The organism is Microcoleus sp. CAWBG640 (genome assembly GCF_020883015.1).
In the GTDB taxonomy this organism is placed as follows: Bacteria; Cyanobacteriota; Cyanobacteriia; order Cyanobacteriales; family Microcoleaceae; genus Microcoleus; species Microcoleus anatoxicus.
Map to the genome: position 1 here is coordinate 1 of NZ_JAHRFC010000041.1, position 26,674 is coordinate 26,674.

At 43.3% G+C, this 26,674-nt stretch carries 24 protein-coding genes and 1 pseudogene; 14 read left to right on the plus strand and 11 right to left on the minus strand.

Features of this window, described 5'->3' with window-relative positions; translation table 11 throughout:
- Positions 1-956: 956 nt before the first annotated feature.
- The 5 genes from AAFP11_RS19290 to AAFP11_RS19310 all read left to right on the plus strand — a co-directional run bounded on the left by AAFP11_RS19290 (position 957) and on the right by AAFP11_RS19310 (position 8,396).
- Positions 957-2,825 (plus strand): serine/threonine-protein kinase, encoded by a 1,869-nt coding sequence (locus tag AAFP11_RS19290; RefSeq protein ID WP_341738555.1) that lies wholly within the window; start codon positions 957-959, stop codon positions 2,823-2,825.
- Positions 2,826-3,130: 305 nt separating this feature from the next.
- A complete protein-coding gene (locus tag AAFP11_RS19295; protein WP_341738516.1) occupies positions 3,131-3,586 on the plus strand; it encodes a helix-turn-helix domain-containing protein in 456 nt (151 codons plus the stop codon).
- Positions 3,587-3,782: 196 nt separating this feature from the next.
- Positions 3,783-5,144 (plus strand): serine hydrolase, encoded by a 1,362-nt coding sequence (locus AAFP11_RS19300; RefSeq protein ID WP_341738517.1) that lies wholly within the window; start codon positions 3,783-3,785, stop codon positions 5,142-5,144.
- A 48-nt stretch (positions 5,145-5,192) separates the two neighbouring features.
- Entirely contained in the window at positions 5,193-7,481 is a 2,289-nt protein-coding gene (locus AAFP11_RS19305; RefSeq protein ID WP_341738518.1) for a hypothetical protein, read from the plus strand.
- 15 nt (positions 7,482-7,496) lie between these two features.
- A complete protein-coding gene (locus tag AAFP11_RS19310; RefSeq protein WP_341738519.1) occupies positions 7,497-8,396 on the plus strand; it encodes a glycosyltransferase in 900 nt (299 codons plus the stop codon).
- A 191-nt stretch (positions 8,397-8,587) separates the two neighbouring features.
- On the opposite strand, the gene AAFP11_RS19315 is transcribed toward AAFP11_RS19310, so the two are convergent.
- Positions 8,588-9,301, minus strand: a complete 714-nt coding sequence (locus AAFP11_RS19315; protein WP_341738520.1) for a riboflavin synthase — start codon at positions 9,299-9,301, stop codon at positions 8,588-8,590.
- Between the two features lie 212 nt (positions 9,302-9,513).
- Here AAFP11_RS19315 and AAFP11_RS19320 point away from each other — a divergent pair, with 212 nt between their 5' ends.
- The 4 genes from AAFP11_RS19320 to AAFP11_RS19335 all read left to right on the plus strand — a co-directional run bounded on the left by AAFP11_RS19320 (position 9,514) and on the right by AAFP11_RS19335 (position 15,351).
- On the plus strand, positions 9,514-10,020 hold the full coding sequence (locus AAFP11_RS19320) for a bifunctional nuclease family protein (RefSeq protein WP_340524078.1): 507 nt from the start codon (positions 9,514-9,516) through the stop codon (positions 10,018-10,020).
- A 119-nt stretch (positions 10,021-10,139) separates the two neighbouring features.
- Positions 10,140-11,270 (plus strand): aldo/keto reductase, encoded by a 1,131-nt coding sequence (locus AAFP11_RS19325; protein WP_341738521.1) that lies wholly within the window; start codon positions 10,140-10,142, stop codon positions 11,268-11,270.
- Between the two features lie 110 nt (positions 11,271-11,380).
- On the plus strand, positions 11,381-14,602 hold the full coding sequence (locus tag AAFP11_RS19330; protein ID WP_341738522.1) for a PAS domain-containing sensor histidine kinase: 3,222 nt from the start codon (positions 11,381-11,383) through the stop codon (positions 14,600-14,602).
- A 260-nt stretch (positions 14,603-14,862) separates the two neighbouring features.
- Positions 14,863-15,351 (plus strand): hypothetical protein, encoded by a 489-nt coding sequence (locus tag AAFP11_RS19335; protein WP_341738523.1) that lies wholly within the window; start codon positions 14,863-14,865, stop codon positions 15,349-15,351.
- A 35-nt stretch (positions 15,352-15,386) separates the two neighbouring features.
- Here AAFP11_RS19335 and AAFP11_RS19340 read toward each other — a convergent pair whose 3' ends face one another.
- Positions 15,387-16,703, minus strand: coding sequence for a glycoside hydrolase family 10 protein (locus tag AAFP11_RS19340; RefSeq protein WP_341738524.1), 1,317 nt, complete (start codon positions 16,701-16,703; stop codon positions 15,387-15,389).
- A gap of 182 nt (positions 16,704-16,885) precedes the next feature.
- Between AAFP11_RS19340 and AAFP11_RS19345 the strand changes: the two genes are divergently transcribed.
- The 4 genes from AAFP11_RS19345 (at position 16,886) to AAFP11_RS19360 (ending at position 19,830) form a co-directional block, all read left to right on the plus strand.
- Positions 16,886-17,014: a hypothetical protein gene (locus AAFP11_RS19345; RefSeq protein WP_341738525.1), complete on the plus strand. Its 129-nt coding sequence runs from the start codon at positions 16,886-16,888 to the stop codon at positions 17,012-17,014.
- A 20-nt stretch (positions 17,015-17,034) separates the two neighbouring features.
- Complete coding sequence (locus AAFP11_RS19350) at positions 17,035-18,204, plus strand: FAD-dependent oxidoreductase (RefSeq protein ID WP_341738526.1); 1,170 nt, start codon at positions 17,035-17,037, stop codon at positions 18,202-18,204.
- A 134-nt stretch (positions 18,205-18,338) separates the two neighbouring features.
- The gene (locus AAFP11_RS19355; RefSeq protein ID WP_341738556.1) at positions 18,339-18,998 is read left to right on the plus strand and encodes a DUF2834 domain-containing protein; all 660 of its coding nucleotides are present in this window, start codon (positions 18,339-18,341) and stop codon (positions 18,996-18,998) included.
- A gap of 82 nt (positions 18,999-19,080) precedes the next feature.
- Entirely contained in the window at positions 19,081-19,830 is a 750-nt protein-coding gene (locus AAFP11_RS19360) for a gamma-glutamyl-gamma-aminobutyrate hydrolase family protein (protein ID WP_341738527.1), read from the plus strand.
- Between the two features lie 7 nt (positions 19,831-19,837).
- On the opposite strand, the gene AAFP11_RS19365 is transcribed toward AAFP11_RS19360, so the two are convergent.
- The 9 genes from AAFP11_RS19365 to bioB all read right to left on the minus strand — a co-directional run bounded on the left by AAFP11_RS19365 (position 19,838) and on the right by bioB (position 25,870).
- Positions 19,838-20,026 carry a CPXCG motif-containing cysteine-rich protein gene (locus AAFP11_RS19365; RefSeq protein WP_194063809.1) on the minus strand — a complete coding sequence of 63 codons (189 nt, stop codon included), beginning with the start codon at positions 20,024-20,026 and terminating at the stop codon, positions 19,838-19,840.
- The gene (locus AAFP11_RS19370; RefSeq protein ID WP_341738528.1) at positions 20,010-20,471 is read right to left on the minus strand and encodes an SRPBCC family protein; all 462 of its coding nucleotides are present in this window, start codon (positions 20,469-20,471) and stop codon (positions 20,010-20,012) included. Before AAFP11_RS19370 ends, AAFP11_RS19365 begins: the two co-directional genes overlap by 17 nt.
- Before the next feature lie 13 nt (positions 20,472-20,484).
- On the minus strand, positions 20,485-20,844 hold the full coding sequence (locus AAFP11_RS19375; protein WP_341731764.1) for a transcriptional regulator: 360 nt from the start codon (positions 20,842-20,844) through the stop codon (positions 20,485-20,487).
- A 4-nt stretch (positions 20,845-20,848) separates the two neighbouring features.
- Complete coding sequence (locus tag AAFP11_RS19380; protein ID WP_341738529.1) at positions 20,849-21,178, minus strand: type II toxin-antitoxin system RelE/ParE family toxin; 330 nt, start codon at positions 21,176-21,178, stop codon at positions 20,849-20,851.
- 76 nt (positions 21,179-21,254) lie between these two features.
- On the minus strand, positions 21,255-21,668 hold the full coding sequence (locus AAFP11_RS19385) for a transcriptional regulator (protein ID WP_341738530.1): 414 nt from the start codon (positions 21,666-21,668) through the stop codon (positions 21,255-21,257).
- A 30-nt stretch (positions 21,669-21,698) separates the two neighbouring features.
- Entirely contained in the window at positions 21,699-23,339 is a 1,641-nt protein-coding gene (locus AAFP11_RS19390) for a radical SAM protein (protein WP_341738531.1), read from the minus strand.
- A 36-nt stretch (positions 23,340-23,375) separates the two neighbouring features.
- Complete coding sequence (gene lspA, locus AAFP11_RS19395; RefSeq protein ID WP_341738532.1) at positions 23,376-23,888, minus strand: signal peptidase II; 513 nt, start codon at positions 23,886-23,888, stop codon at positions 23,376-23,378.
- Between the two features lie 207 nt (positions 23,889-24,095).
- Positions 24,096-24,677, minus strand: coding sequence for a biotin transporter BioY (locus AAFP11_RS19400; protein ID WP_341738533.1), 582 nt, complete (start codon positions 24,675-24,677; stop codon positions 24,096-24,098).
- A gap of 149 nt (positions 24,678-24,826) precedes the next feature.
- Complete coding sequence (gene bioB / locus AAFP11_RS19405; RefSeq protein WP_341738557.1) at positions 24,827-25,870, minus strand: biotin synthase BioB; 1,044 nt, start codon at positions 25,868-25,870, stop codon at positions 24,827-24,829.
- A 460-nt stretch (positions 25,871-26,330) separates the two neighbouring features.
- Here bioB and AAFP11_RS19410 point away from each other — a divergent pair.
- A pseudogene (locus tag AAFP11_RS19410) lies at positions 26,331-26,674 on the plus strand (phosphate ABC transporter substrate-binding protein PstS); the annotation flags it as partial.

The window sequence follows — 26,674 nt, forward strand, 5'->3', positions numbered from 1 at the left end:
TACCTTCCGGTTGTGGTTCAGTGAACCACTTCCCTTCCGGCGCTTTATTAATATACTTATTCCGCAAGATGTTGTCAAGCGTTTTGTGAAAATATTTTTGAGCTTTTGGTGAGCCTATACACTGTATGGCTTTCGCCTCTTAAGAATCCCTAGGCTATCCTACAAGCTGATCCCTTTTTCGCCATTAGTCTCAAGAGTGACCCGGAAAGTGGGTTTTTGGGCGGGACTGTGCTTGGGGTAGATAGCATTTTTATGGGTAGAACATCATGGGACTAATCATGTCCGCAGGTTAGCAGTACACATATATATGTAGTAAGCGTCAAGATATTGATGCCATCGACGGGAATTAGCCTTGGCTGCTGTGGGTCGATCGCCCTTGGATGACGCAAAACCCTATACTTACGAGATCCGTCAGAAAGTTAGGTCCCGGATCAAAGTCGTTGGCGCGAGCAAAAGTGAAGTGGGGCAGATGTGGAACAGAGCCTGGTAACACCATAGATTTATAGATCGAGCAGTCCATGGATTAGAGAAGGGAGTGAAGGTCTGCCCAAATAGCTGACTTCCCAGGATGGTACTTTAGTAGCCGGCGGGTAATGCCGATCGAAAGACCGATCGCATAAAATGAAGTGAAACCAGCTAAGGCTCCTCAAAATCAAACCACAGTTGAGATGGCATTACCTTGGGAAGGACTTTCTCCACTCACACACCATCTCAGAGGCCTTGACCAAATTGACTTTACTCGAAAAAAAAAGACACCAGCCTACAGTAAGCGCGATCCAGCTTTCGCAACAGAGGTTTTTCGCTCCGTGGTAAACTCTGCTCCTAGAGAAGATTGTCGATCGAGAGTTAAACAAGTTTTCCGTGTCAATCCAGCCGAAACATCAAACAGCGTTGGCGGTAAGGGGATATCTCAAGGCGCGATCGTCACAAATCTCAAATCCCAAATTCAAAATCCCATGAGTTACTGCCTAAATCCTAACTGTTCCAAGCCAGAAAACCCCGACGCAGCCAAACTATGCAAAAATTGTCGCTCGAAACTGCTCCTGCGCGATCGCTATCGAGCACTCAAGGCGATAGGACAAGGCGGTTTTGGCAGAACATTGCTCGCCGTTGACGAAGACAAACCCTCAAAGCCTCGCTGCGTCATCAAACAATTTTTACCCCCGGAAACCCCACTAATCCCCTCAGCCAGCAATCGCAACAGCAAAAAAGCAGCCGAACTTTTTGAACAAGAAGCAATGCGATTAGACGAATTAGGCAAACATCCTCAGATTCCCGAATTATTAGCATATTCCATCCAAGACAACCGACAATATGTAGTCCAAGAATTTATCGACGGGCAAAACCTAGCGCAAATTGTAGAAACCGAAGGCATTTTCACAGAAAGTCAAATTCAAGACTTACTCAATAGCTTACTACCCGTACTTCACTTCATTCACTCACACAATGTTATTCACCGAGATATCAAACCAGCAAATATAATTCGTCGTGCCGACCAACAATTAGTTTTAGTAGACTTTGGGGCAGCCAAAATTGCCACAGGTACAGCATTACTCAAAACAGGAACCAGCATTGGTAGCCCCGAATACATCGCCCCAGAACAAGCTAGAGGCAAAGCATTTTTCACCAGCGACTTATACAGTTTAGGCGTAACTTGCCTTTATTTACTAACTCAAGTTTCCCCATTTGACCTGTTCGATCCGGGTGAAGATACGTGGATATGGCGACAGTATTTAGGCAACAACCCAGTTTCTGAAGAATTAGGTCAAATTTTAGACAAAATGATTGAAAATGCTACTAATCGCCGCTATCAAACGGCGGGTGCAGTATTAAAAATTTTGAATCCTAAAGCTACCCTAAATTTGACAATTCCCCAAACAATTACCAAGCCAAATAAACCTATATCCCAGAACAATCAGCGCCAAAAACAGACTAATAACTGGCAATGTATTCACACATTGACAGGTCATAAAAATTTAATTTCCTGTGTTGATTTCAGCCCGAACGGAGAAGTTATCGCTAGCGCCAGTGATGACAAAACCATCAAACTTTGGCGAGTAGAAACAGCAGCAGAAATTACTACCCTAAGCGGACATACTAACTCCATTCATACAGTAGTATTTAGCCCTAATGGAGAGATATTGGCTAGCAGCAGCCACGACAAAAATATCAAATTTTGGCGAATGAAAGATGGTCTAGATATTTGCACCCTTACTGGTCACACTAACTCAGTTTATGGCTTGGCTTTTAGTCCCGATGGTGAAACTATTGCTAGTAGTAGTTGGGACAAAACAATTAAAATTTGGCGAGTTAAAGATGGGAAAGAACTTCGCACACTAGCGGGTCACATAAACTTAGTTTATTTTGTGGCTTTCAGTCCCGATGGAGAAATTTTGGCTAGCAGTAGTTGGGACAGAACAATTAAGATTTGGCGAGTCAAAGATGGGAAACTACTTCGGACGCTTACCCGACATACAGACTGCGTGCGCTGTATCGCTTTTAGTCCCAACGGAGAGTTTCTTGCCAGTGGCAGTCACGACAATACTATCAAAATTTGGTGGGTGAAAGATTGGCAAGAGATTTTAAGTATTACAGGTCATTCTTGGTATGTGGATTCCATTGCTTTTAGTCCTGATGGCGAGAGTATTGCCAGCAGTAGTAATCAAATCATCAAGATTTGGCAAGTCAAAAATGGTGAAGAAGTTTGTAATATTGCCGGTCATACAAATTCCGTTTATTCAGTTAATTTTAGTCCCGAAGGAGAATTGATTGCTAGCGGTAGTAGTGATAAAACAATTAAGATTTGGCAGAACGTTAGGGTGTAATTTCAGAAGCAGGAAGAAAGTTCAAGGACTACGTTTATCCATCCACCTAGTCTGGTCCTTGGGTGGTTGTAGCCCAAGGATTACGATCGGGTAATATCAAGTCCTCTCTTCATCGGAATTATTCATCTCTCTTGTCTCTCTCTGCGTTCTCTGCGTCCTCTGCTGTTACATCATTCCGATGCAATCGGAAACCATATAAAACAAACTCTCTATTTGCCCAAATATCTCCGAATCAGGATTTTATCCGGAATAATAGCCAAAGCCAAAGATATATGGAGAGAAGTTCCCGATGCCCCGATGGAGGAATGCCACCTAAAGCCCACTTAGAATCTCACCTGACGGCAGAGGAACTCAAAATTCGCTACCGGCAGGCCGACAACACTACAGAGTCCCGTCGCTGGCACTTGCTATTATTGGTTTCCAGAAATTGGACTATCAAAGAAGCGGCTCAAGTTATAGGTATTAACTACGACTATGCCAAAGAAATTGTCCAGCGCTATAACCGGGAAGGACCTAACTCTGTGAGAAACCGCAGTGGAGACCGCCAACCACCTCCTGCTAAATCTTTGCTGAATCCAGAACAGCAAGAAGAACTGCGACAAGCGCTGCAAGGGTTAGCCCCCGATGGGGGAAATTGGACGGGGCCAAAAGTAGCTCGCTGGATTGCCGAAAAGACTGGTAACACTCATGTCTGGCCACAACGTGGCTGGGACTACCTGAATCGCTTGGGTGCCGATGGGCCGCGCCGACGGCGAAAGTAGATTGTATATAGTAGACCTCTCGCAAAAAGCTGGTCTTGAGCAGGCTGTCGGGCCTGTAACAGCGGAATTATGGGAGAGGTCTAATATATGGTGTGGGGCGATTAATCGCCCTTTTTTTGATCTAGCATCGCCGTTGATTTTTACTAGGATTCCTCAGTCTGACATTGAGAATCTAGAATCGAAAATCTAAAATGGTTTGACTCCTGTAACCATAGCTGCTTATATTGAGTGTGGTGGTGTTCAGGAGTTGACCATGCTGGGGATAGGGCGTTTTTTTTCGGCGACCAACAAGACTGTCGCAGTAGTAGCTGGAATTGGACTGATTCAGATATTAACGATCGCCAGTTCATTTTCTCAATCATCAAATCAGCGTTCCCTGGACGAACTTTACAAAATCCGCGATCGCATTATCAGTCAATTAGAACAACCTCCGTCTCCCTCTCCCGAACCAACTCTACTTTCCCGGTTAGTTCCCTTCAATACGAATACTCCTGAAAAACTCATAGAGGAGTTGCAATCAGTCGAGGTTCAAATATTAGTAGAACAACGGGCTAACGATAACTTACAGCAAGCAGTTCGTTTAGCAAACGAAGCGGCAGAAGCTGGACGAGAGCCAAATCAGTCCCTCGAATATGCGCAGAAAATTCAATTTCTGTGGCAACAAGCCCTGAACAATTTGTACGAAGTTCCCCAAAATTCATTTTTAGCGAGTTTAACGGCTTCAAAAATTCAAGAATACCGAAACAATCTAACGGCAGCAGGCTTGGAAGTCAAACAAGCAAAATCGGATTTTTTGGCTTCGGTTGCCAGGGAAAGTGGCTTATCGAATCAAGCTTCCATCGGCATTTGCCACCTTTCTAGAGACTGCGTTCACCTGCGAGGCGATTTACCTCCGGTGAGTCCAGCTAGCTTAATTAAACTGCCGATTGCTGTGGCCCTGATGCAAAAAGTGGCACAAGAAAAAATCAGTCTTAACAAACAAGTATTTGTTGATTCTGGTAATTTTACTGAAGACTCATCGACGGAGATTTTGTCCGATCGCAATTACCCGCTACAGAAACTGTTAGAAGAAATGATCGATCGCAGTAGCAATATTGCCACCAATCAACTGATCGATTACTTGGGTTCCGATTACATCAATCAATTCTTAGCAAATCGTGGCTACCAAGTAACCCGTGTCAACTTCAAATTAATGGGAGCACAGATTATGCCTAGTAACCCTGGTAGTGGTGCGAACCGATTGACTGTTAACGAACTCACTGAAATGATGGTACAAATTTACAACGGCGAAACACCCGGTGCTAAACTGTTAGTGGAGACTCTCAACCGACAGTACGATCGCAATCTGGGATTTGCGGCTTTGCAAGGAACGAAAGCACAGTGGCTAGGTGAAAAAACTGGAGAAAATTCCCTGGTACTCGGCACAACTTTAGCAATGAGTATTGACGGTGAAGCCTATGTGATCACTGTAATTGACAACACCAGTGGCAGCGATACAGAAATGCGAAAGTCGATCGCCAAAATCGCCGATTATATTTCCAACCACCCCGATTTTTAGTGAACACGATTTAAACAGAGTCATCAAAATAGGGAGTAAATTGTAGCTATGCTCGTAGCACAACATTTGTGGGAATTAATTTTATTTCTGATGATTTTAGTCAGTCCCATTCCCTTAAGTTTTTTTGTGGCATTTCTCAATCATCAAGAAAGAAGCAACTATTCATTGTCCCATTTCTCCCTCATTTTTCTGACTGGCTGGAGCATAGTACAAGTCTCTACAGGGTTGATTTTAGGAAGTTTTGATGTCTTAAATATTTCGGTAGTTATTTTAGCAGAATTGGGAATATTTATATTAGGTTTAATCGTAAATTATCCCCTACTAAATCAAATAATTCAATTCCTAAACCCGCACCAATTATTCGTCAATCAAACTCGCAATCAATGGGAATGGCTCATTATTTTTTCAGTGGGCTTTGTGGGATTTTTGCTATTGGGAAATCTCGCCACAAAACCGATAACGAATTATGATTCATTGTGGTTTCATCTGCCTGCCATTGCCCGATGGTATCAAACAGGTTCATTGACGTTATTAGATGCCACTGGTAATTGGATTTTTGAACAAGAGCAAGCGAGAGTATATCCTTACAATTGGCATATTTTGTCTGTCTTGTGTTTGTTTCCCTTCAAATCTGATTTTTTAGTAGCGTTTCCTCTGCTAATTGCTTGGGTAATTCAGGGACTTTCAGTGTATCTTTTGAGTGTTAAATTTGGAGCAAGTAGAGTTCATGGCATGGCCGCGTCAGCTTTGATATTGACAGTGCCAATGATGCTGAACCAAGTTAACACTATTCACCCGGATTTACCGCTATCTGCCATATTTACAGTTGGTTTATATTTAGGTTTTTGTTATTATAAAAGCCGTTTCTTATCTGAACTATCCCTCTTTTTTGCAGCCACGGGAATGCTAGCGGGAATCAAAATAACTGGTCTAGTCTACGCAGTCTCACTTTTAACCGGATTAGGAATCTTAGAAATTCATAAATTTGTAGTTAATAAAACTCCTAGACCAAATCAATTTAAAATCATTTATTTTTTCAAGCCTATATTGCTAGGTGGTCTAGTTCTTTTCTTACTTTTAGGAGGTTTTTGGTATGGCAGAAATTTGTTGCACATCAATCATCCGATAGTTGATACTAAAGAGATTAAATTTCCTTTACAACCAGTTACCATACCATCCACAGTAAAGCCACCAACACCAGCACTCCCCAAGCAGCCAGATTCGCCACATTTCAAGATTTGGCAAAGCACTTTAGCCGCTCAATTCAATCCTAGCAATATCGATCACTGGAAAACTCTCGGATTGCAAATTATGATTAGATTGCAAGTGCCATTTATGGCACTTGTTTTGCAGGTATTAGCAGCACCTCTGGCTTTGAAAACAGCTAAAAATAAACTAATTAATCAAAATACTATTATATTGAGTGTACTGCTTGCCAGTACAGGAATTATGTATCTTATTACACCTTACAGTTCTGGTACTGGGGGAGAGTCAATAGGTGAAATAAGTCCTCTACTGGGTTTTAACCTCAGATACGGATTTCCATTTTTAAGTGTACTGGCGATCGCAGCCGCAGCTACAGCAACTCTGTTGAAAACTCGCAATCACTTCGTGGTGAATGTTGTGGTGGTTAGCACTTTTTTGGGAATTACAAGCAATACAATTTTTGATTATATTAAAAATGCTTCTTTTACCGGAGATAGTATTGTGTGGGGAGGTTGGCTGATTGACAGTTTTAAGTCTAATCCATTAGAAGCTCTTGAGACTATAGGAAAAATCTTGGCTAGCAGTTGGAATGATATTTTCATCTACCCGATATTGTATCTGGTGTCAATCTCAGTAGTGGCTGGGATATTATTAAAAACAAATCCTCGCTTAGGCTGGCAAAATAATGTATTTCAATCTCTTTTCAGGCATAAATTAAATTACCTAGTGATAATTGGTATCTGTATAGGATTGATAGTAATTGGGAATTGGAGGGAACAGCGAGATGTTGCTCGCACAGCACTGTATCGTGGTATTGACGAATATATTAATGAGAATACTGTGCCCAATGAAAAAATTGGATTCTTTTTGAGTTCTCGTAGCTACCTTTTTTACGGAAAAAATTTGAATAGGCAAGTTTTGTATGTACCTTTTAGAACAGATAGACTTTCTGGATGGATTGACAACCTGCGGCAAAATCAGGTTAGTATAATTGGATTCGGGCCATTGACTGATACAGACGCAGCAACCAGAAAAGCTCTCTCTAAGCTGACTGGTGCCGAGGGCCCGCTGGAACCAGTTTTCGGTAGAGATTTTAATACCGAACCAGTGCTGTATCGTTTGAAAAATTGAAATATATCAGTGATAATGAACCTAGAGCCAATTTTATTTTCAATTATCGTTCCTACCTATGCTCGTCCTGAAAAATTGACGACCTGTCTCCAGTCTTTTGCTAAACTTGAATATCCGCGCGATCGCTTTCAAGTTATAGTCGTTAATGATAGTACCGAAATATCTCTAGTATCAACAGTTGCTCCGTTTCAAAACAACTTAAATCTCATACTTTTAACCCAGCGTAATTCAGGGCCAGCCATCGCCCGAAATACTGGTTCTTGTGCAGCCACAGGCAAATTTTTAGTATTTACAGACGATGATTGTAGTGTGGCACCTAACTGGCTGCAAACTCTAGAAAATAGATTTACCCAAACACCAAATTGTTTAATTGGAGGTCGAATTATTAATGCCCTTCCTGATAACATATATTCTACTGCAAGCCAGCAATTGATCGACTACCTTTACAGTTATTATAATGCTATTCCCGATCGCGCCAAATATTTCACTTCCAACAATTTTGCCCTTCCGGCTGAATCCTTCCAAAAAATTGGTGGCTTTGGGACAAGTTTTTCCTTCGCTGGAGAAGACCGGGAATTTTGCCATCGGTGGCTTAACTCTGGGTATAACGCCATTTATGCTCCCGAAGTTATAGTCTATCATGCCCACAAACTGACACTGCACCAATTTTGGCAACAGCAATTCAATTACGGTAAAGGTGCTTTTTTGTTTCAGCAAGTTACTGCTCAAACTGCGACTAAAGGGAAACTGCAAAATCCGTCATTTTATTTGAATTTACTTGCTTATCCCTGGAGACATACAACAGGTATTCAAAAGCTATTAATTGCCGGATTATTTTTGCTGTCACAGGTGGCGATTGTTGCGGGATTGTTATGGGAAAAGAAGGATTATGAGGCTCGGAAACTAGGTGGTTGAAACTGCTAAGTAGAAGGAAGAAGTCACCCCCCCCCAAGCCCCCCCAAGGGGGGATGGGGGAGGGGGAAAAATCGAGGTGAAGAATGCTCATACAGCAAGCTTTTTAGCCACCTGTATCTTACGTTTAATTAGGTGGATTTACTTACCACCTAAAAAATTTTCCGGCTGCACCGACTCAGAAATAAATATTATTAAATAAAGCCGTGTTCTGCTAAAAATTCCGGGGTAATGTCCGCCAAACTGTTAATGGCTGGGGTTTCTTCCCAGGCTTCGGGATGTAGTTGATAACTGCTACGGAGGAACTTGCCGACGTATTTGCCTAAAATATCTGCTTCTAAATTAACTAAACTTCCTGGCTGCAAATAGCGGAGGTTCGTCTCATCAAAACTGTGGGGAATCACGGCTACTTCAAACCAATTGCCGTCTGCATCGCAATCTGCGACAGTCAGGCTGATGCCGTTGACGGCGATGCTGCCTTTGGGAACAATGTAAGGTGCTATTTGACGTTGCCATCCTGAATTGATAGCTGTTGGGGCAGTAAACCGCATTTCCCAGGCGTTGGCGGTTTGGGTTGATGTGGCTAAAGTGCCGATCGCATCTACGTGCCCGGTAACAAAATGTCCGCCTAACTTACTGCCGGCGCGTAGGGAGGTTTCTAAGTTAACAATAGCATCGGGGAATGCTCCGAGATTAGTGCGTCTGAGGGTTTCGGGGGAAGCGATGGCGACAAAACCTTGGGGCAAAACGGACACTACTGTTAAACAGACACCATCCACGGCTACGCTATCGCCGATCGCCAAATCGTGTAAAATCTGGTGCGAGCTGCTGGAGGTGCAGGAAATTTGAAAGCGGTCATTTCCTAGGGACTTCAGTTGTCCGAGAGATTGAATTAGTCCTGTAAACATGGGTATCTTATGGTATTTCGATCGCGGATTCACGTCAAACCACAGCCAAAATTCGATCGGAGGTAGCCACGGGTGATGGTATTGCCTCTTTCGGTAGATTATTTTGAGTGCGATCGGTTGTAGATTCAGGCGAAGATCGAGTCATACTGGATTCAGGTCATCTTGATGTCCAAGTTTTCCACCGCCTTACAGTATTCTATGAGGCCGATCGAATGATTGAAATGAAAGTCGCTGGAATTGCCTTAGATGCAGCCACGCGCAGTCCTATAGTCTTATTGAGAGACGCTACAGAGCGACGCGCCTTGCCTATTTATATTGGTCAAGAGCAAGCCAAGGCGATTATCAGCGTTCTAGAAGGCCACAAGCCTCCTCGACCTTTAACTCACGATCTCATGGTCAATTTCTTAGAAGCCTGGAATCTCACATTGGAGCGAATCGTGATTCACTCCCTGCAAGATAACACCTTCTATGCCGTACTGATTGCCCGTCAGGGAGAAGTTAAAAAAGAAATCGATGCCCGACCTAGCGATGCGATCGCCCTCGCCCTGCGGACAAATAGCCCCATCTGGGTGATGGAAGAAGTGATCGCTGATGCTTCCATACCGGTCGATCGAGATGCTGATGAAGCCGAACGTAGAGCTTTCCGAGAATTTATTTCAAATCTTCGTCCAGAGGATTTGATTAAAGGCAGTGGCTTTAGTTCGGGAGAAACTTCGTAGTAGTTATGTATAGAAACGTTCTCGGCAGTTAGGAAATTTTTAATTTCTCAAACCATTGATTTTATTGAATTTTCCTTCTGCCTTCTACCTTCTTGCTTCTTGCTTCTTGCTTCTGCTATATGCGCTATCGAAGGTTTGGCAAAACGAACTTGCCCCTGTCCGTATTTTCCTTGGGAACCATGCGCTATTTGGCTTCTGAGGAAACTGCCTGCCAGACTGTACAGCAGGCTGTGTCTCTGGGCATCAATCACATAGAAACAGCCTCTGGTTATGGTTGCAGCGAGGAATATCTCGGTGTCGCCCTGTCGGCTGGGTTGGCTGTGGATCGATCGCGCTTGCACGTCACCACGAAAATTTCGCCAACGCCCGATGCAGAGGCCATGGAACGCTCGATTGATGAGTCCCTAAAACGCCTGAATTTAGACTACCTAGACTGTCTGGCAATTCATGGTTTAAATACTTGGGAACATTTGGCTTGGGTACAAGCAGAAACAGGCTGTATGGCAACTGTAGACAAAGCTGTTGCCGATGGCAGAATTCGGCACGTCGGCTTTTCCACTCACGGACCCTTAGAGCTAATTCTGGCCGCTATCAATACAGATTTGTTTGAATTTGTCAATCTGCATTATTACTATTTTTTTCAGCGCAACGCCCCGGCCATTGAACTAGCCAGCCAAAAAGATCTGGGCATTTTTATTATTTCTCCCGCAGACAAAGGGGGGCAACTCTACACTGCGCCCGAAACCCTGACAGAAATATGTAGGCCGTTCTCACCCCTAGAGTTGAATTATCGGTTTTTATTGAGTGATACTAGGATTGGGACGTTGAGTGTGGGGGCAGCCAACCCGATGGAATTAGAGGAACCACTCAGATGTTGCGATCGCGACTTTCCCCTGAGTGCGATGGAAATTACTGCGTTCGATCGCTTAGAATCTGTAATGGCAGCCAGTCTGGGAACGAACAAATGTAGCCAGTGCTATGCCTGTTTGCCCTGCCCAGAAAATATCAATATTCCTGAAGTATTGCGACTCCGCAATCTCGCTGTCGGCTGCAACATGACTGACTTTGGGAAATACCGCTACGCCATGTTTGAAAACGCTGGACATTGGTTTCCTGGAAATAAGGGCAACCGCTGCACCGATTGTGGCGAATGTTTGCCCCGCTGTCCCGAAAAGTTAGATATTCCGGCCCTGCTGGCAGATACTCACCAGCACCTTGGTGGCAAAGGGGGCAGGCGGTTGTGGGATTAAAAAAAAAACTGGTTTCTCCAGGTAATTAAGAGCAGAATTTAAACATTAACATTCCGATCCTCTAGATTAATTGGCAGCCCGCATCTACTACCGATTTAGCATCTACTCCTATGGATCAGACTAACTTAAACAACGGTCAGTCAAATTGTCCGCAGCCAAATATCACAGAAAGTTCCGAAAAATTCACCCCTGTTGTCAGTCTTGCTGGGACTGACAAGTTGTTTCTCACCCGCCAACAACTAATGGGACTGGTGGTTTTAGCAATTATATTGCCACTGGGACTTGCAGGTGCGGCGCTGTGGATGATGTGGACAGCGGGACTTAGCCAACTGCAAAATCAAGCTAAATCAGAACTAGCTGTTAGTGAAATTAACTATAATCTCAAAGTCGATCGCTGGGCTTTGAATTTGCCAAGCTTTTTTGATAATCAGTCGATCGCCCAAACAGCCATAGCTTACAATAGTGGCAAAAAATCACCATATTTGCAAAAATCTGTCAAGCAAATTCTCGAAAATCAAGTCAAAACAGGGGAAATAGACAGTGCAGTTTTAGTAGGAAAAGATGGCAAGATAATTGTTAGCACTAATCCCCAGCAGCAGGGAGAAAAATTTAATCCTCAAAAAATAGTCGATCGAGTATTAGCGAAAAAAGAACCAATTACCATCAGCGAAATTCTGGGTCAATCGGGAATACAAAAACAATTACCCACCGGGCAGTCGGCGGGATTTAGCGCCACCAATGTCTTGGTTACTTACGCCGCAATTCCCGTAAACAATCCCCAAAATCAGACAGTTATTGCTACTTTAGTTTTAGGCAAAAATCTGAGCAAAAAGCCGATGGTTGCCCCTAGGGAAACTGTCAAGGCAATGGTCGATGGATTTTACGGTATTTATGCACCGGTTAAGGATGGCAAATATGTCTTGGTAAATGCACAAACCGTCAACAAAAATCAAGTTTTGCCAGACTTACAGTCGATGGAAAAAGTGCTACTAAAACCAGCACGGATGGCCCGTGGTACAGCAGTTGCCAAGGAAATCAAAATAGGCAATCAAACCTATACAGTAGCAGCAAAAACCCTAAATTCTTCAGGAAAAAACCCCCCAGTAATTTTAGTCAGGGGAATCGCCCAAACCGGGCTGGAAAATTATGGGCTGATTGTGGGATTGTGTGGGGCTTCCCTAGGGTTGCCAATGGCCTTGGCAATGGCGATCGCCCGCCAAGCCAATGGGAGATCGTGGCTGTGCGATGGGGGAACGAAAGAAACACCAGCCCCTGGATTAATTCCTTCTCAGCCCCAGGGCGGGGACAATTCGCCAGTGTTGGACGAGTTAAAATTGGATAAATTTCCCAACTTATTTGCAAAACCGTCAATTTTAGAGCCTCAATTAACATTCGATTTTAATTACAAAAAATTATTGATTGATAATGGAGCTAGGGGATTGTTTCCAAAACCTTTAAGTTTCAAACAACTAGAATTACCAGCCGCTGAATCTAATTTCGACCAAAAAATATCCACAACAGAAGAGACTAATTGCTGCTCGATCGATATCAATCACACCAGACAAAATTTGCAATACTTAAACCGCCTCAACTTGGAATTGCAGCGAGAAATAGTCGATCGCGAACACACTGAAAAAGCGCTACAAAATAGCCAAGGATTACTACAAGCAATCTTAGACAACTCCACAGCAGTGATCTACATTAAGGATGCAGAAGGAAAATATCTCCTAGTCAACCGCTATTTTGAAACCTTATTTCATATCAGCCAAGAGCAAATAGCAGGTAAAACTGATTGGGATATTTTTCCCAAAGAAAAAGCGGAAACTTTGCGAGGAAACGACCTGAAAGTTCTCCAGGAGGAATCACCGTTCAGCATCGAAGAGGTTGTCCCTCAAGATGACGGACAGCACACCTACATTTCCCTCAAATTTCCTCTCTACAACCCCCAAGGAGTTGCTTATGCAGTTGGTACAATTTCTACAGATGTGAGCGATCGCAAACTTGCCGAACTCGCCCTAGAAAAAGCTAAAAAAGAGCTAGAAATACAAGTCGAAGAACGCACCCTATTCCTGAGACAATCCAACGAACTCTTGCAGCTAGAACTCTCAGCCAGAGTCCGTGGTTCCATCACCGTCAGACAAATGACATCTCAAGTGGCCAGACACGCCAGAACCGTTGACGGCATTCTGGGCGCATCCCTAGACCTAATTTTTCTAGTGAACCAGTCAGGAAGATACACTTACGTCAGTCGCACCGCGGCTCAAGCTGCTGGCTTGAATCCCAGAGAAATGATTGGTAAAAGTTGGCAAGAATTGGGTTGGTCTCCCAAAATTATGGAGCAAGTTCACCGACAGTGCGACGCCGTATTTGCTACCACCCTCCCCGCCAAAGGCGAAGTCATCGTCCCTACCGCAGCCTGGGGAATACGGGACTACGAGTATATTCTGAGCCCGGTTTGCGCTACCGACGGCAGCGTGGAAGCAGTGGTTGCTACCCTGCGGGATATCACCGAACGCAAAGATGCTGAGGAAGCGTGGCAGTTGGCAAAAGAAGCTGCTGAACTAGCAAACCGCGCCAAGAGTGCATTTTTGGCAAATATGAGCCACGAGTTACGGACTCCCTTGAACGCGATTATTGGCTACAGCGATATACTGGTGGAAGATGCCCAAGAGTTAGGGAACGAACAAACTGTCTCGGATTTAGACAAAATTCGTAATGCTGGCAAACATTTGTTGCGATTGATTGACGATATTTTAGATATCTCGAAAATTGAGGCTGACAAGATGGAACTTTGTCTCGAAAGCTTCGATGTGGGTGGCTTAATTGAGGAAGTGGCGGTTACAGTCAAACCACTGATGGAGAAAAACGGTAATGTTTTGCACGTAAATATTGGTGAGGGCATCGGTGCTATGCACGCTGATTTGATGAAAGTGCAGCAGGTACTACTGAATTTATTGAGCAATGCTGCTAAGTTTTCGACAGCAGGTACGATTGAACTTGGTGTAGCCAGAATTACCAGTGAAGTATTAAAAAATAAATATCAACCGACGGTTACTCAAATTTTAATTTTGGATTCAGACTTTTTAATTTTCCGAGTTAAAGATACAGGCATTGGTATGACGAAAGAGCAGCAAGAACGACTGTTTCAACCTTTTACTCAAGCGGATAATTCCACTACCCGCAAGTACGGCGGTACGGGTTTGGGACTGACTATCAGCCAGCGTTTTTGTCAGATGATGGGTGGGGATATTGAAATTGAAAGTGAAATTGGTTCCGGTTCTATTTTTACAGTGTTTCTGCCTGCGGCTTTATTCAAGCGTCATGAATTATGAATTTTGAAGGAATAAGGAATAATAAACAATGTCGTTTCTGGAAGCATCGGAATAATATCAAATCCGATTGTATCGGAATGATTAAACCTTACTAGGACACAGAGGACACAGAGAAAGAGAAGAGAGAAATAATAATTCCCATGTCAAGGGATTTGATATAATTTAACCGCAGAGAACACAGAGGACACAGAGGGAGAGAATAGAGAGATGAATAATTTAGATGCTACCGGATTTGATATCAGGAATAAGGATTTAGGCAAATGTATTATATCCAATTGAGCAAACATATTTATTTTTATATAGCTTGTTTGATTTCTATTTCGGTATTATTGTCGCAGCCACCTGCTGCATTGGGGAAACAGCCTGGTTGTCCTAGGGGTGACATTGCTAATTTGCCATCGCCTCCCCTTTCCCAAACCCAAAAGAGTGTTCCGAGTTTGTGGTTGGCTCAAAAACAATTTGGGGGACAATTACTCGATCGCTGGTTTGTGGATTCTAATTCTCGCAATAGTTGGGTGATCCTGTTAGTCAATCGCCAGCTTTGGAGTGGATTGGATTATGTAGGGCGCTATCAATTTGTCAATCGGTTTGGGATGGCGGCCATGGAAGATGGATACAATGTTCGAGTGTGTAACCGTGAAGGTGTAGCTTTGGCTGCTTACTTCTGCGAGGGCGATCGACTAAACTGCCACATCAATTTAGACTCTGTATCAAATTTGGGTATTCAAAGAAAGCCAAAGCTATTTTAAACCGAGAAACTCGCTCTCATCTTGATGGGAAATTTTTAGTTTCTTTGAGTAGTGGGAGATGCTAAAGGTTGACTATTGTTTTTAGGCCGTTGTGGCTGATTTTTTGGTTCTGGTTTTGGTGGTGGTGGCGGCGGAAAAGTAGCAGCCCGTCTGGGTATTTGTAGAGCTGTTCGGAAGGCAGAAAATGGGAAGAAAGTTTGAAATTTGGACAGGCGATCTTCAAGAGATTCCGGTGTTAATTCCCACAAACTTTCGTAGTAAAAAAAAGCCACACCTAAGCCGTATTCTTGGACGGCTCTCACCTGAGATTGAATTTGGTGCATGGGAACTGGGCGATTTCTTAAACCAGTCATAATCCCAACTCCTGTGGGAATTTTTTTCTGGGTTTCTTGCATTTCTGGGCGATTGATTTTGTTAATAAACGAGGCTAAATCTGGGCGGTAAACTTGCACAATTAGCTCGTCGGCAATATCTAACCTTACCCAAGCTAGCCAATCTTGCAGGTGATGCTTGTAAGCAAATTCGTAGTAATTGGGAGAAATGGAGAAAATTGCCTTGGGTTTTACTGCTTTTACAGCTTGATTTAGTTGCGACATAAATGCCGTAATTTTATTGGCTCGCCACTGCACCCAAGCTGGATCTTGAAAATCTGTTGGAGGAGCTTTTTTGGTTTCTTTAGTATACAGTGCAACGGTGTAGGCATCGTAACCAAATTCCGATGGCAAACTCATGTGATCGTCAAATTGAATGCCATCAGCATTGTATTTAGTAGTGACTTCTAGTACGAGTTCGGTAATGAATTGCTGCACTTCGGGATGAAAAGGGTTTAACCAAACTACTTCGCCACCCGCACCGTTTGATGTCTCGGTTCCGTCTTGTTTTTGTGTTAGCCAATCGGGATTATTTAATGCTAATTCTGAGCTGGGAGGAGTCATGAAACCAAACTCAAACCACGGAATTACTAACAATCCTTGGCGATGAGATTGCTCGATCAAATCTGCTAGCATATCTTGTCCGTCTAAGCCTCTGTACACAAAGGGTTGAATGTCTCTTTGTTGGGCGACAGGACTAGGATACATCACATAGCCAGAATTCCAAATTACGGGATAAATAGTGTTGAAATTTAACTGTTTGAGTTTGGTGACTGCTTCTGTTACTTTGCGCCGATCTCTGAGGATGTCTTTGTCGTTTGTTGTCATCCAAACTCCGCGAATTTCCTGACGTGGTTGCTGGGCGATCGCCGGAATCAAGTTGTTCGCTAGCAGTGCTATCATGAAGGAGATGGCAAATAAAAGCGGGAGAATAGGTTTAATCGATCGCAGCCAACCGCGAGGAATGATGCCTAATGTCATAGTGTTAAATGGTGAGTTAGTTCTTAGACATCTCCAAAAATGATGGTGGGGTAAGCCCGAAAGCCAGCCATTGACAGGCTTTTCTGGAGACGGTTATCGAAACACACCCTGGCATAATTTGCTAATGAAATTTAGTCGTTCTACAGTCTACAACCATTTGTGCTGATTTGCTAATTGGTTGAGTGAAATCGCGACATCGCTTAGATGCGATCGCACTTTGGGCAACTATAATATACTTGTCCCAAAAAGGCTGTCAAGGGCTGGCTGGATGTCTAACCCTACTCCTCACAGAAATTATGGGAGATGTCTAATATTGATACATGAAATATCCATGCCACAACATTTAGTTTTAATTGGTGGCGGTCATAGTCATGCTATTGTATTGAAAATGTTCGGCATGAAACCGCTGTCGGGAGTGCATTTGACTCTGATTACCGACGTGCTGTACGCACCCTATTCGGGGATGCTACCGGGACACATTGCGGGTTTTTACAGTTATGATGAATGTCACATCGATTTGCGTTCTCTCTGTGAATTTACTCAGTGCGAGATATTGGTCGATCGGGCGATCGCGATCGACTTTAACAAAAATCAAGTAATTTGTCAAAATAGCCCCCCCGTTAGTTTTGACTTGCTTTCGATCGACATCGGCAGCACTCCCGCGACTTTATCCGTACCTGGTGCTAACGAATATGCAATTCCAGCTAAACCAGTACCGGAGTTTTTAGCTAACTGGAATCAGTTAATTACATCCCCAGCAAATTATCTAAATCAACCCTTGAATATTGCCATTGTGGGTGGTGGTGCCGGCGGTGTAGAATTAGCATTAAATATGCAATCTCGTCTGGCTCGAAAAACCGATAATTATCAAATTAACTTGGTTCACAGCGGTGCGGAATTAATGCCACAACACAACCAAAGAGTACGTCATCGCCTCAAAAAGATTATCATTAATAGCGGTATCAAACTGCACTTAATGGAAAAAGTGGTGGGTATCAAAAACACCAAAATAATTGACAAAAATAAAAGTTCAGAATGCCACATACCCAATTACGAAATTGCCTGTGAATCCGGATTAAGATTAGACGTAAATCGTATTTTTTGGGTGACACAAGCCTCCGCAGCTAATTGGATAAAAACATCGGGTTTAGCCACGGACTCCAACGGGTTTATCCAAGTCAATGATTACTTGCAATCTGTGTCTCACCCTCATGTATTTACCGCTGGGGATATCTGCACGATGATTAATTATCCGCGCCCCAAAGCAGGAGTATTTGCGGTGCGGCAGGGCCCGCCTTTATTTGAAAATTTGCAGCGATTTTTATTAGCCAAACCGCTAAAACCCTTTGCACCACAAGCCCAATATTTAGGGCTAATTGGTACTGGGAATAAAAAGGCGATCGCCTCTCGTGGCTCTTGGATGTGGGAATCCCGGCTACTCTGGTACTGGAAAGATTGGATCGATCGCCAATTTATGCAAAAATTTAAGCATAAAAATTAGTATTTGGGCAAAAAGGCGATCGGAGTAATTCCGCTAACCTAAAAAAACAGCAGATCCAACTAGCCGCAGATTGGAAAATAGGAGGATTCTGATTTATGATAGTAGTAACCGCAGAAATGAGTAAAAGAGTAAATATGTTCAGAAAAATTGGTTTTTGGCTGATTTGGATAGCCTTTAGCACCTACGCTTTTGTATTTGCACCTCCCGACAGCCCCGAAACATTGACCTTAATTACCAATCTTTCCACCGGGAAAATAGCAGAAATCAACCCTTTAATTGTCGCGTTGTTCAATATCATGGGCGTGTGGCCAATCATCTATAGTTGCGTCTTATTTGCTGACGGTAGAGGACAAAAAATACCAGCCTGGTTATTTGCCATTTTATCCTTTGGTGTCGGTGCATTTGCCTTATTGCCTTATTTAGCCCTACGGCAACCAAATTCCGAATTTATGGGAAATAAAAATACTTTTTTAAAGGTATTAGACTCCCGGTTTACGGGAATTATATTAACATTAGGCGCTGCTGCTTTAGTTGCCTTTGGGTTGACAACAGGCGATTGGTCAGATTTTATTAGCCAATGGCAGACTAGCCGCTTTATTCATGTAATGAGTTTAGATTTTTGTATGCTTTCCCTGTTATTTCCGGCATTGCTGGGAGATGACATGGCGCGCCGAGGAATGCACAATAGTACAGTTTTTTGGGCGGTAACATTAGTTCCTTTGTTTGGCCCTCTAGTTTATTTGTGTACGCGCCAGTCTTTGCCGGAAAATACAGTGCAAACTGTTACAAATTAGACAGCATGGCTGACAATTATCAGTTTACTTTAGGACTCTATGTCATCATACTAGAAACAGGTTTTCTGGCCTGTTCCACAACATGAAAAAATTTCCCATCGTTGGCATCACTACATATAACCGCTGTCAAGCAGGCGAATATCGCTTAAATGGATCTTATATTGATGCCGTGCAAGCGGCTGGCGGCATCCCGATTTTACTGCCGCCCAATCAATTAAATCCAGCTAGTATTTTTGATATAGTAGATGGTTTGATTTTTTCCGGTGGCGGAGATATTAATCCAGAACTTTATGGCGGTACGATCGATCGCACAGTTTATGCGATCGATGCAGAACGTGATAACTTTGAACTAGCCTTAGCCAAACTAGCTTTCAAAGCTGACATACCTGTTTTGGGAGTTTGTCGGGGAATGCAAATGCTGAATGTAGCTAGCGGTGGTAGTTTGGTGACTCACGTACCCCATGCTTACGGAGAGGAAGTGAGTCATGGAGCGGGAATTCCCCCTCGTGCGATCGAGCATAGCATTGAAATTGAACCCAACAGTCGGCTAGCAAAAATTATGGGAACAACTTCCACAACCGTTGTTTCTTGGCATCATCAAGCTGTGCGGAAAGTAACATCCGATTGGCGAATTGTAGCCGAGGCTTCTGACACTTTGGTAGAAGCAATGGAGTATCAAAATCACCCGTGGATGATTGCAATTCAATGGCACCCGGAAATGTCCCCAAAATGTTTGCTAAACTCTCGAATTTTTCGGGCTTTCGTAGAAGCAGCAGCTTCAAAATTCATGAATTATACCAATTCAAATTCAAATCAAATTCATACATTTTGATAGTCACTTATTCTTGATAGTCAGTGTCTATTTCAATATCAAGGGTATCTTCATCTATTCTGATATAGAGAACATTCGGGCGACAGCAAACTTGACAATCTTCAATGTATGATTGCTCCATTCCCCCGCTGATATCAACAAAAGTTGTACTCGGTTCGCCGCAAAAAGCACAGTAATATTCAGCCGTTGTTTGCATCTTTTTCGCACTCTTTCTTGGTAACTTCGTGGCGGTAACGAAACATATCTGTTAGTCGCATTTCCACCCACCAACCTAATAATAGATCGACCATCGGGCCACCGGGTATCGAAAAGGCGATCGCATCTGTCAATCTAGTTTTACCATTTTCTGTGGTAAACTCGTGTCGATGAATCCAACTGGCCATCGGTCCCTCAGTTTGTTCGTCAACAAACAACCTATACTGTTGGCATTCAGTGTGAGTCGCCACCCACTTTACCGGAATCGGCCCCAATGAAAGACGAAATTCCGATACAGCACCCACACCAAGTCCGCCCTCCCGGCGAATGATTTTCACCGGTTGCCAAGGCGGAGTTAATATTTGCAAAATATCCGGTCTTTCGTGAAAGTTCCAGACACTTTCAACCGTCGCATCAATTAGCGATGAATATCTAAAATTAGGCATTATTCAAATCTTACTAAACAGTTAATTGCGCTGGAATATCAGCATTTACATCATTATCCTCTGTCTCAGTACAAACAGCAACAGTTAGTTTCAATCCCAGAGCTTTTAGCCAAGTTCCCAAACTATAAATCGCATCACTTCCTTGTTCAGACAGCAATTCATCCAGTTTTTTTAAGTGCAATTCATATTGTTCTGGAGTCATTTTTGATTGACCGAGAGCTTCTGCTACATCGCTGAGAGCAAGTCTGAGCAATGCTTCGTCAGGTTCTTCACCTTCATCTAATTCAAAATGAGTTTCCAGATAGACTGCCGCATAACTGGGGCTTTTTAGGCGTGCTATCAAAAAGTCATGATACGGTAAACTTTTAGGCATTTTTTTAACTCCTATAATTTGTCCAGTATTCTATTGCTTGGCGAATGTCTCGGTCTTGAGTGCTTTTGTCTCCTCCGCACAGAAGAAGTATAATTGTTGTTCCTACTTGCCCAAAATAGATGCGGAAACCAGGGCCATAGTCTATCCTTAATTCAAAGACTCCTTCTCCAAGTGATTTACAATCTCCCAGATTCCCCAAAATAACTCGGTTAAGTCTTTTATTGATAATTGTTGAAATTTTGCTATCTCGGAGCGAATCAAACCAGTTATCAAACGGCACTTGACCGTCTACGGCAACATAACGCTGAATTTCCCTGGGTTGGACTTCTGGCATAATTGTATGATAGTATGTCGCTCCTCATCTTATCTTAAACTGGTTGCCAAGGCGGACTCATAATTTGCATAATCTACTAATTATACTCAAGAAATGCCATAGGGGAAAGATGGAAAAAAGTAGCTAATTTTTTAATTTGACTCGCCGTTAATTCCCGCTTTTCATTGATAACCTCAGATACAAAAAAATCAGATTCAAAAATATCCACCAAATCTTTTTCTTGAATATTGTCTTCAATTATTAACGCTTTCAGTAGTGCAATACCTTTCAAAACAGGCATTGGCTCACATTTTTGTTCGTAATCATAAACAAGAGTACCCAGTACATTTAAGTAATCTCGATCGTCTTGGGTCAAATTTCTCCGACTCAGAATAGAATCAATCCGATTTTGTGTAGCGATTAACTCAGCTTCACAAGTAATTGGACGCGGTGGAAAAGTCGTGATGATCTCAATGTAGTAGCTACTAGGATTTTTCAAACCAGTCGTCATTTTTCCAGTTCTCCTTGATAATCTAATTTACTAAACGCGAATTAGTGAATTTTCATATCCTTTTGTATGAGTCATCGCCTCAGCTAAATGCTTCTTCAAAGTCGCTTCGGGCAGCGGTCCTTGCAAGTGACTCCAAGGCAAAACCCGCTCCAATTCCCACTCCTGGAAAACATAAAAATCCATGTCAGGCAAATGTCCCCGCAACTCCTTAAAAGCCCGCCGATAACTGCCCAATGTATCGCCGTAATGCCGCACTAATTCTAACAGCTTAGACAAGCGTCGATCGCCCTTCGATAACAAACCCTGAATCACAGACCAGTTATAGCTTTCCGGTCTAAATTCTAATCCCAACTTCCGCAATTCTTTATCTAAAAACTTCAATCTTTTTTCTGCATCTTTATTGACTCCAAACCACTGAAAAGGAGTGTGAGATTTCGGGACAAAGGTACTGCAACCAAAAGTTAAGCGCAAACCGGGGGCAGCTTTTTTGATAGCCCGCAGCATGGCTACAGTCGCCTCTAAATCCTCCATTTCTTCCCCCGGTATTCCCGCCATGCCGTAGAGTTTAATGCCCTTTAAACCTCCAACTTTAGCATTGATAGCAGCTTGAATAATTTCCTCATTGGTGAGCTTTTTATTAACTATTTTGCGGAGGCGATCGCTGCCACTTTCCACCGCAATCGTCACAGATTTGCTGTCTCTTTTGGTCAAAATTTCCGCAAGTTTCACCGTCACCGTGTTGGTACGGACTGAAGCAAGACTAAGCCGTACACCATCGTATTTAGGCTGATTTAAATAATCTAATAAAACTTCAAATTCCGGGTGCTGAGTCACGGAAGCACCCAACAAACCCAAGCGATTTGTGACAGCTAAACCGCGGTCTATTGCCGGAATTAGAGAAGCCTCCAAACTCGCAGTTCTAAAAGGTAAAGTCAGATAACTTGCCAAACAGAAGCGGCACATTTCCGGACAACTCCGAACCACTTCCACCATGTAAATATTTTCCCAAGCAGCCTTGGATGTCACCACAGTAGAAGCAGATAAAGTATTGCCACGATAAGTCTGTTTTTCAACCACACTGGGAATTGCTGCATCCAGGGGACAAATTGATTGAATACCCTCCGCGGCATCCAGATAAGTCACTTCGTACAAACTGGGAACATACACTCCCCGAACTTGTGCTAAATGGCGCAATTTAGTTTTTCTGTCAGCGGTACGAACTTCTTTAAAAGCATTTATAAAATTATCAATCAGATTTTCGCCATCTCCGAGCAAAATCACATCAAAAAAATCAGCGAAAGGTTCGGGGTTGGCAGTAAAAACCGGACCACCACCAAAGACTATAGGATGACTATCTGTTCGTTTAGTTGCCCAAATTGGAACTTCTAGAGATTCCAATAAATTGAGAATATTCACATAATCGAGTTCCCAAGAAAAAGAAAATCCCAGTAATTCTGGAGTTCTCGGAAGTGGTTCGTGGATATCAGTAAATAAACGACCAACCTCAATATCTGGGCGCACTGCCAAAGTTGCCCACACTATTTGATAGCCCAGACTGGTAATACCAACCGTGTACTCGTTGGGAAAAGCAAAAATCGTCTGGATAGCGTCAACATCGGGGGTTGCTGGGGCAAATAGCAAGCGTTCTTCAACAAAGGGATTAGAAGTCATTAGTAATTATTGGAGGTGTCTAATTGATTCACTTATTCAAGTATTTTCGGAAATATAATCTTTTTCGTCCTTTTTTCGAGGAGGTGGACTGTGGAAAGTGGCAATTAACAAACAGATAATTCCAGCATTAATAAAAACATCAGCCAGATTAAAAATTGGGAACCGAATCAAGCGAAAATCGAGAAAATCCACCACATACCCCGACACAAATCGATCGATCCCATTTCCCAGTGCACCGCCCAAAATCAAGCCATAGCCAGCTTGTTCCCAGCGATTAATTCGTGGTCCGAACCAAGCGAGTACCATCAATCCCACACTAACGCCCAAAGACAGCCAGCGCAACCAAATCGCCCCACCATTGCTAAACAAACTAAAAGCCGCACCAGTATTAACAACATAAGTGAAGTGAAACACGCCCGGTAACAGTGGCTGTGTTTGCGGAGGAACAGCCAATTCAAAATTTTGCACCACCCAAAATTTAGTCAGATGGTCTAAAACTAGACTGATAATAGCAGCAACCCAGAACCAGGGATTTTTTTTAAAACGCATGAATTAGAAAGTAGAACATAGGGCATCGGGCATGGGAGAATTTACTCAAATCTCGCGGGTGATTGCGAGGAGGATGCAGTGCAGGAAAGCAATCCCAACCGCAGCGAGATTATTTTCCCGTTTCGCAATGACAGTATAACCCAATTTTGCACAATTACCAATTCCCTATGCCCTAGGCTATAGGCTAAATTTTCTATTATTTTACCATTAATAAAACATGACTCGACGTAAAACAAATGACAGTAATGCGATCGCACAAACTACCGCCAACTGTCCAGGCAAAGGATAAACTGAATATTTCAGGATTTGCTCAAACAAACTTGTGGTTCTGGTGGCTAGCACTAACAAGTGACTTAAAACCAGATAAGTTAAGCCGATCGCATGAATTGTAAACAAGCCGCACAAACAACTAAAAGCAATAGATTCCAGACGCGAAGCCACCTTAAAAGCCATCCAGCCACACACCCAAGCACCGGGAATAAAACCCAGTAAATAACCAAAAGCAGGTTCTTTAATATAGCCAATGCCGCCGCCTTGAGAAAAAACTGGCCACAAAGTTAGTCCTAAAATTATATAGGCAATTTGTGATAAAGCAGCCGCATTTTTACCACCCATGCAGCCTACCAGCAAAACGGCTCCAATTTGATAGTTGACTCCTAAAGAATAAGCCTGAAATCCTCGATTGTCCCAAAACCCAATTGGAGTAGTAACAAAGGCAGGAAAAAACGCGCCTCCTATCGTTAGGAGTAAACCAATAAAAGCCCAAATTAGTTCTATGGGAACAGGCATTCGATTTTAGCAGTTGACAGTTGACAGTTGACAGTTGACAGTTGACAGTTACATATAGCATTTCTCAGATATATGTTAGAACCCCAACTTATTAAAGAAGTTGGGGTTCTGGCTATTATGAATTTAACTCAAAATTACCCACTCAATATTTAACCAGGAAAACTGCCGGGAATTGGTGCTTCGCCACCTTGAAGTCCGAGGGATTCAAGCATGGCTCGGTCTTGCTCTGCGGGTTGACCCATAGTAGTCAGATAATGTCCGACTAACATAGCATTAATTCCAGCTTTTAAGCCGAGGTGTTGTAGTTCTCCCATGACGGCTTCTCTACCTCCAGCATAACGGATGATTTGCTCTGGAAGCATTAATCGAAAAATTGCGATCGCCTTTAATGCTTCGTAAGGATCTAGTGGAGGTAAATCACCCAAAGGTGTACCCTTTCTAGCAGATAGCAAATTCACCGGTACTGACTCAACCTCTAACTCGCGCAAAGACAAAGCTAAATCGATTCTATCTTGCCAACTTTCGCCCATGCCGATAATTCCACCGCTGCAAGCTTGAATGCCTGCTGCTTTTAAGTTCTTAATCGTAGCAGTGCGATCGCTCCATTTGTGAGTTGTCACAATATTCGGAAAAAACTGCTCAGACGCCTCTAAATTGTGATTGTAGCGAGTTACTCCCGCCGCTCGCAATTCTTGAGCTTGTTCGACAGTCACTTCTCCCAAAGCGCAGCAAGGCTTAACATTAGTTTCCTGAATAATGCGGCGCACTGTCTCAAGAATTTGCTCAAATTCCGAGGATTTCGGGCTGTTATGTTTAATCCCTTTCCCTTGAGAAACCAGACAAAATCTTTTCGCCCCGGCTTCCTCGGCCACCTTGGCTTGGGCTAAAATCTCATCGGAGGTTTTTAAGCCATAAATCGGGACATTTTCTCCCGGATGGTGAGCCGACTGAGAGCAAAAACCGCAATTTTCCGAACAGTTACCAGATTTGACATTAATGATGCTGCACAAGTCTACCGTATTGCCACAGCAAGCTTGACGCACGCGATCGGCTGCTTCGCACAGCAGTAAAATATTTTCTTGACCCTCTATTGCTGTCAAAGCCAGGGCTTCGTCTCTACCTATCCGATATCCTTTAACTATTTGCTCTACGAGGCTATCTAACCGTTGTTGCAGCGGTAATTTTTCCGACATCAAGTCGATCGAACTCTGAGAAAATGTTGGCAGTGGCGCTTGCACCATTTCTTGCACCTTATGAAAACAATCACCATTGTAGGGTTTTCTGGTTCTCTCTCCGGGATATTTTACAATTCACTGTCAGGAACTCAGGGCTAAAGCCACTGAGCTTGTAAGAGAAATCTCTCGCAAGCTGTTCTGACCAGCCTAAGTCTTAACTGACTACGTTATTTGGGTCACGATACCGGAGAATGCGACGCTAGTTTTCCGCTCTATCGCTAGTGGTTAAACAGTTTTAAAGTCACTGAGACAGTGCAGTCCCCACCCTTTCAAATATCTTATTGCTCCAAAACTGTCAAGTTTGTTTTGAACTAAAAATTTAATTTAGTGTAAAATGTAAACAATCTTAACCAAAGCTTTACTTTCGAGCGTTATGCTAGGGCCCGACACCCTGTATAGCGTCTAAAACTTTACACCCATGATTTTTCGTATCAACATGATTAATTCCAACCGGCTGACGACGGCAATCTCAGCAATGGCGATCGCCCTCAGCTTAGCAGCCTGTGGTGGTGGCAGCACAACCACAAGCAGCAGCCCCAGCCCCAGTGACAGCGCCGCCACTCCCGGCGCTTCCCCCGTTGCAGCCACCGGCACTGCTACTCCCAGCAAACTCGCCCTAGCCTCAGACGTCGCCCTCACCGCAGCCGGCGCATCATTCCCCGCTCCCCTGTACCAGCGTTGGTTTCAAGACTTCAACAAAATCAACCCCAAAGTACAAATTAACTATCAATCCGTAGGTAGCGGAGCCGGAGTCGAACAATT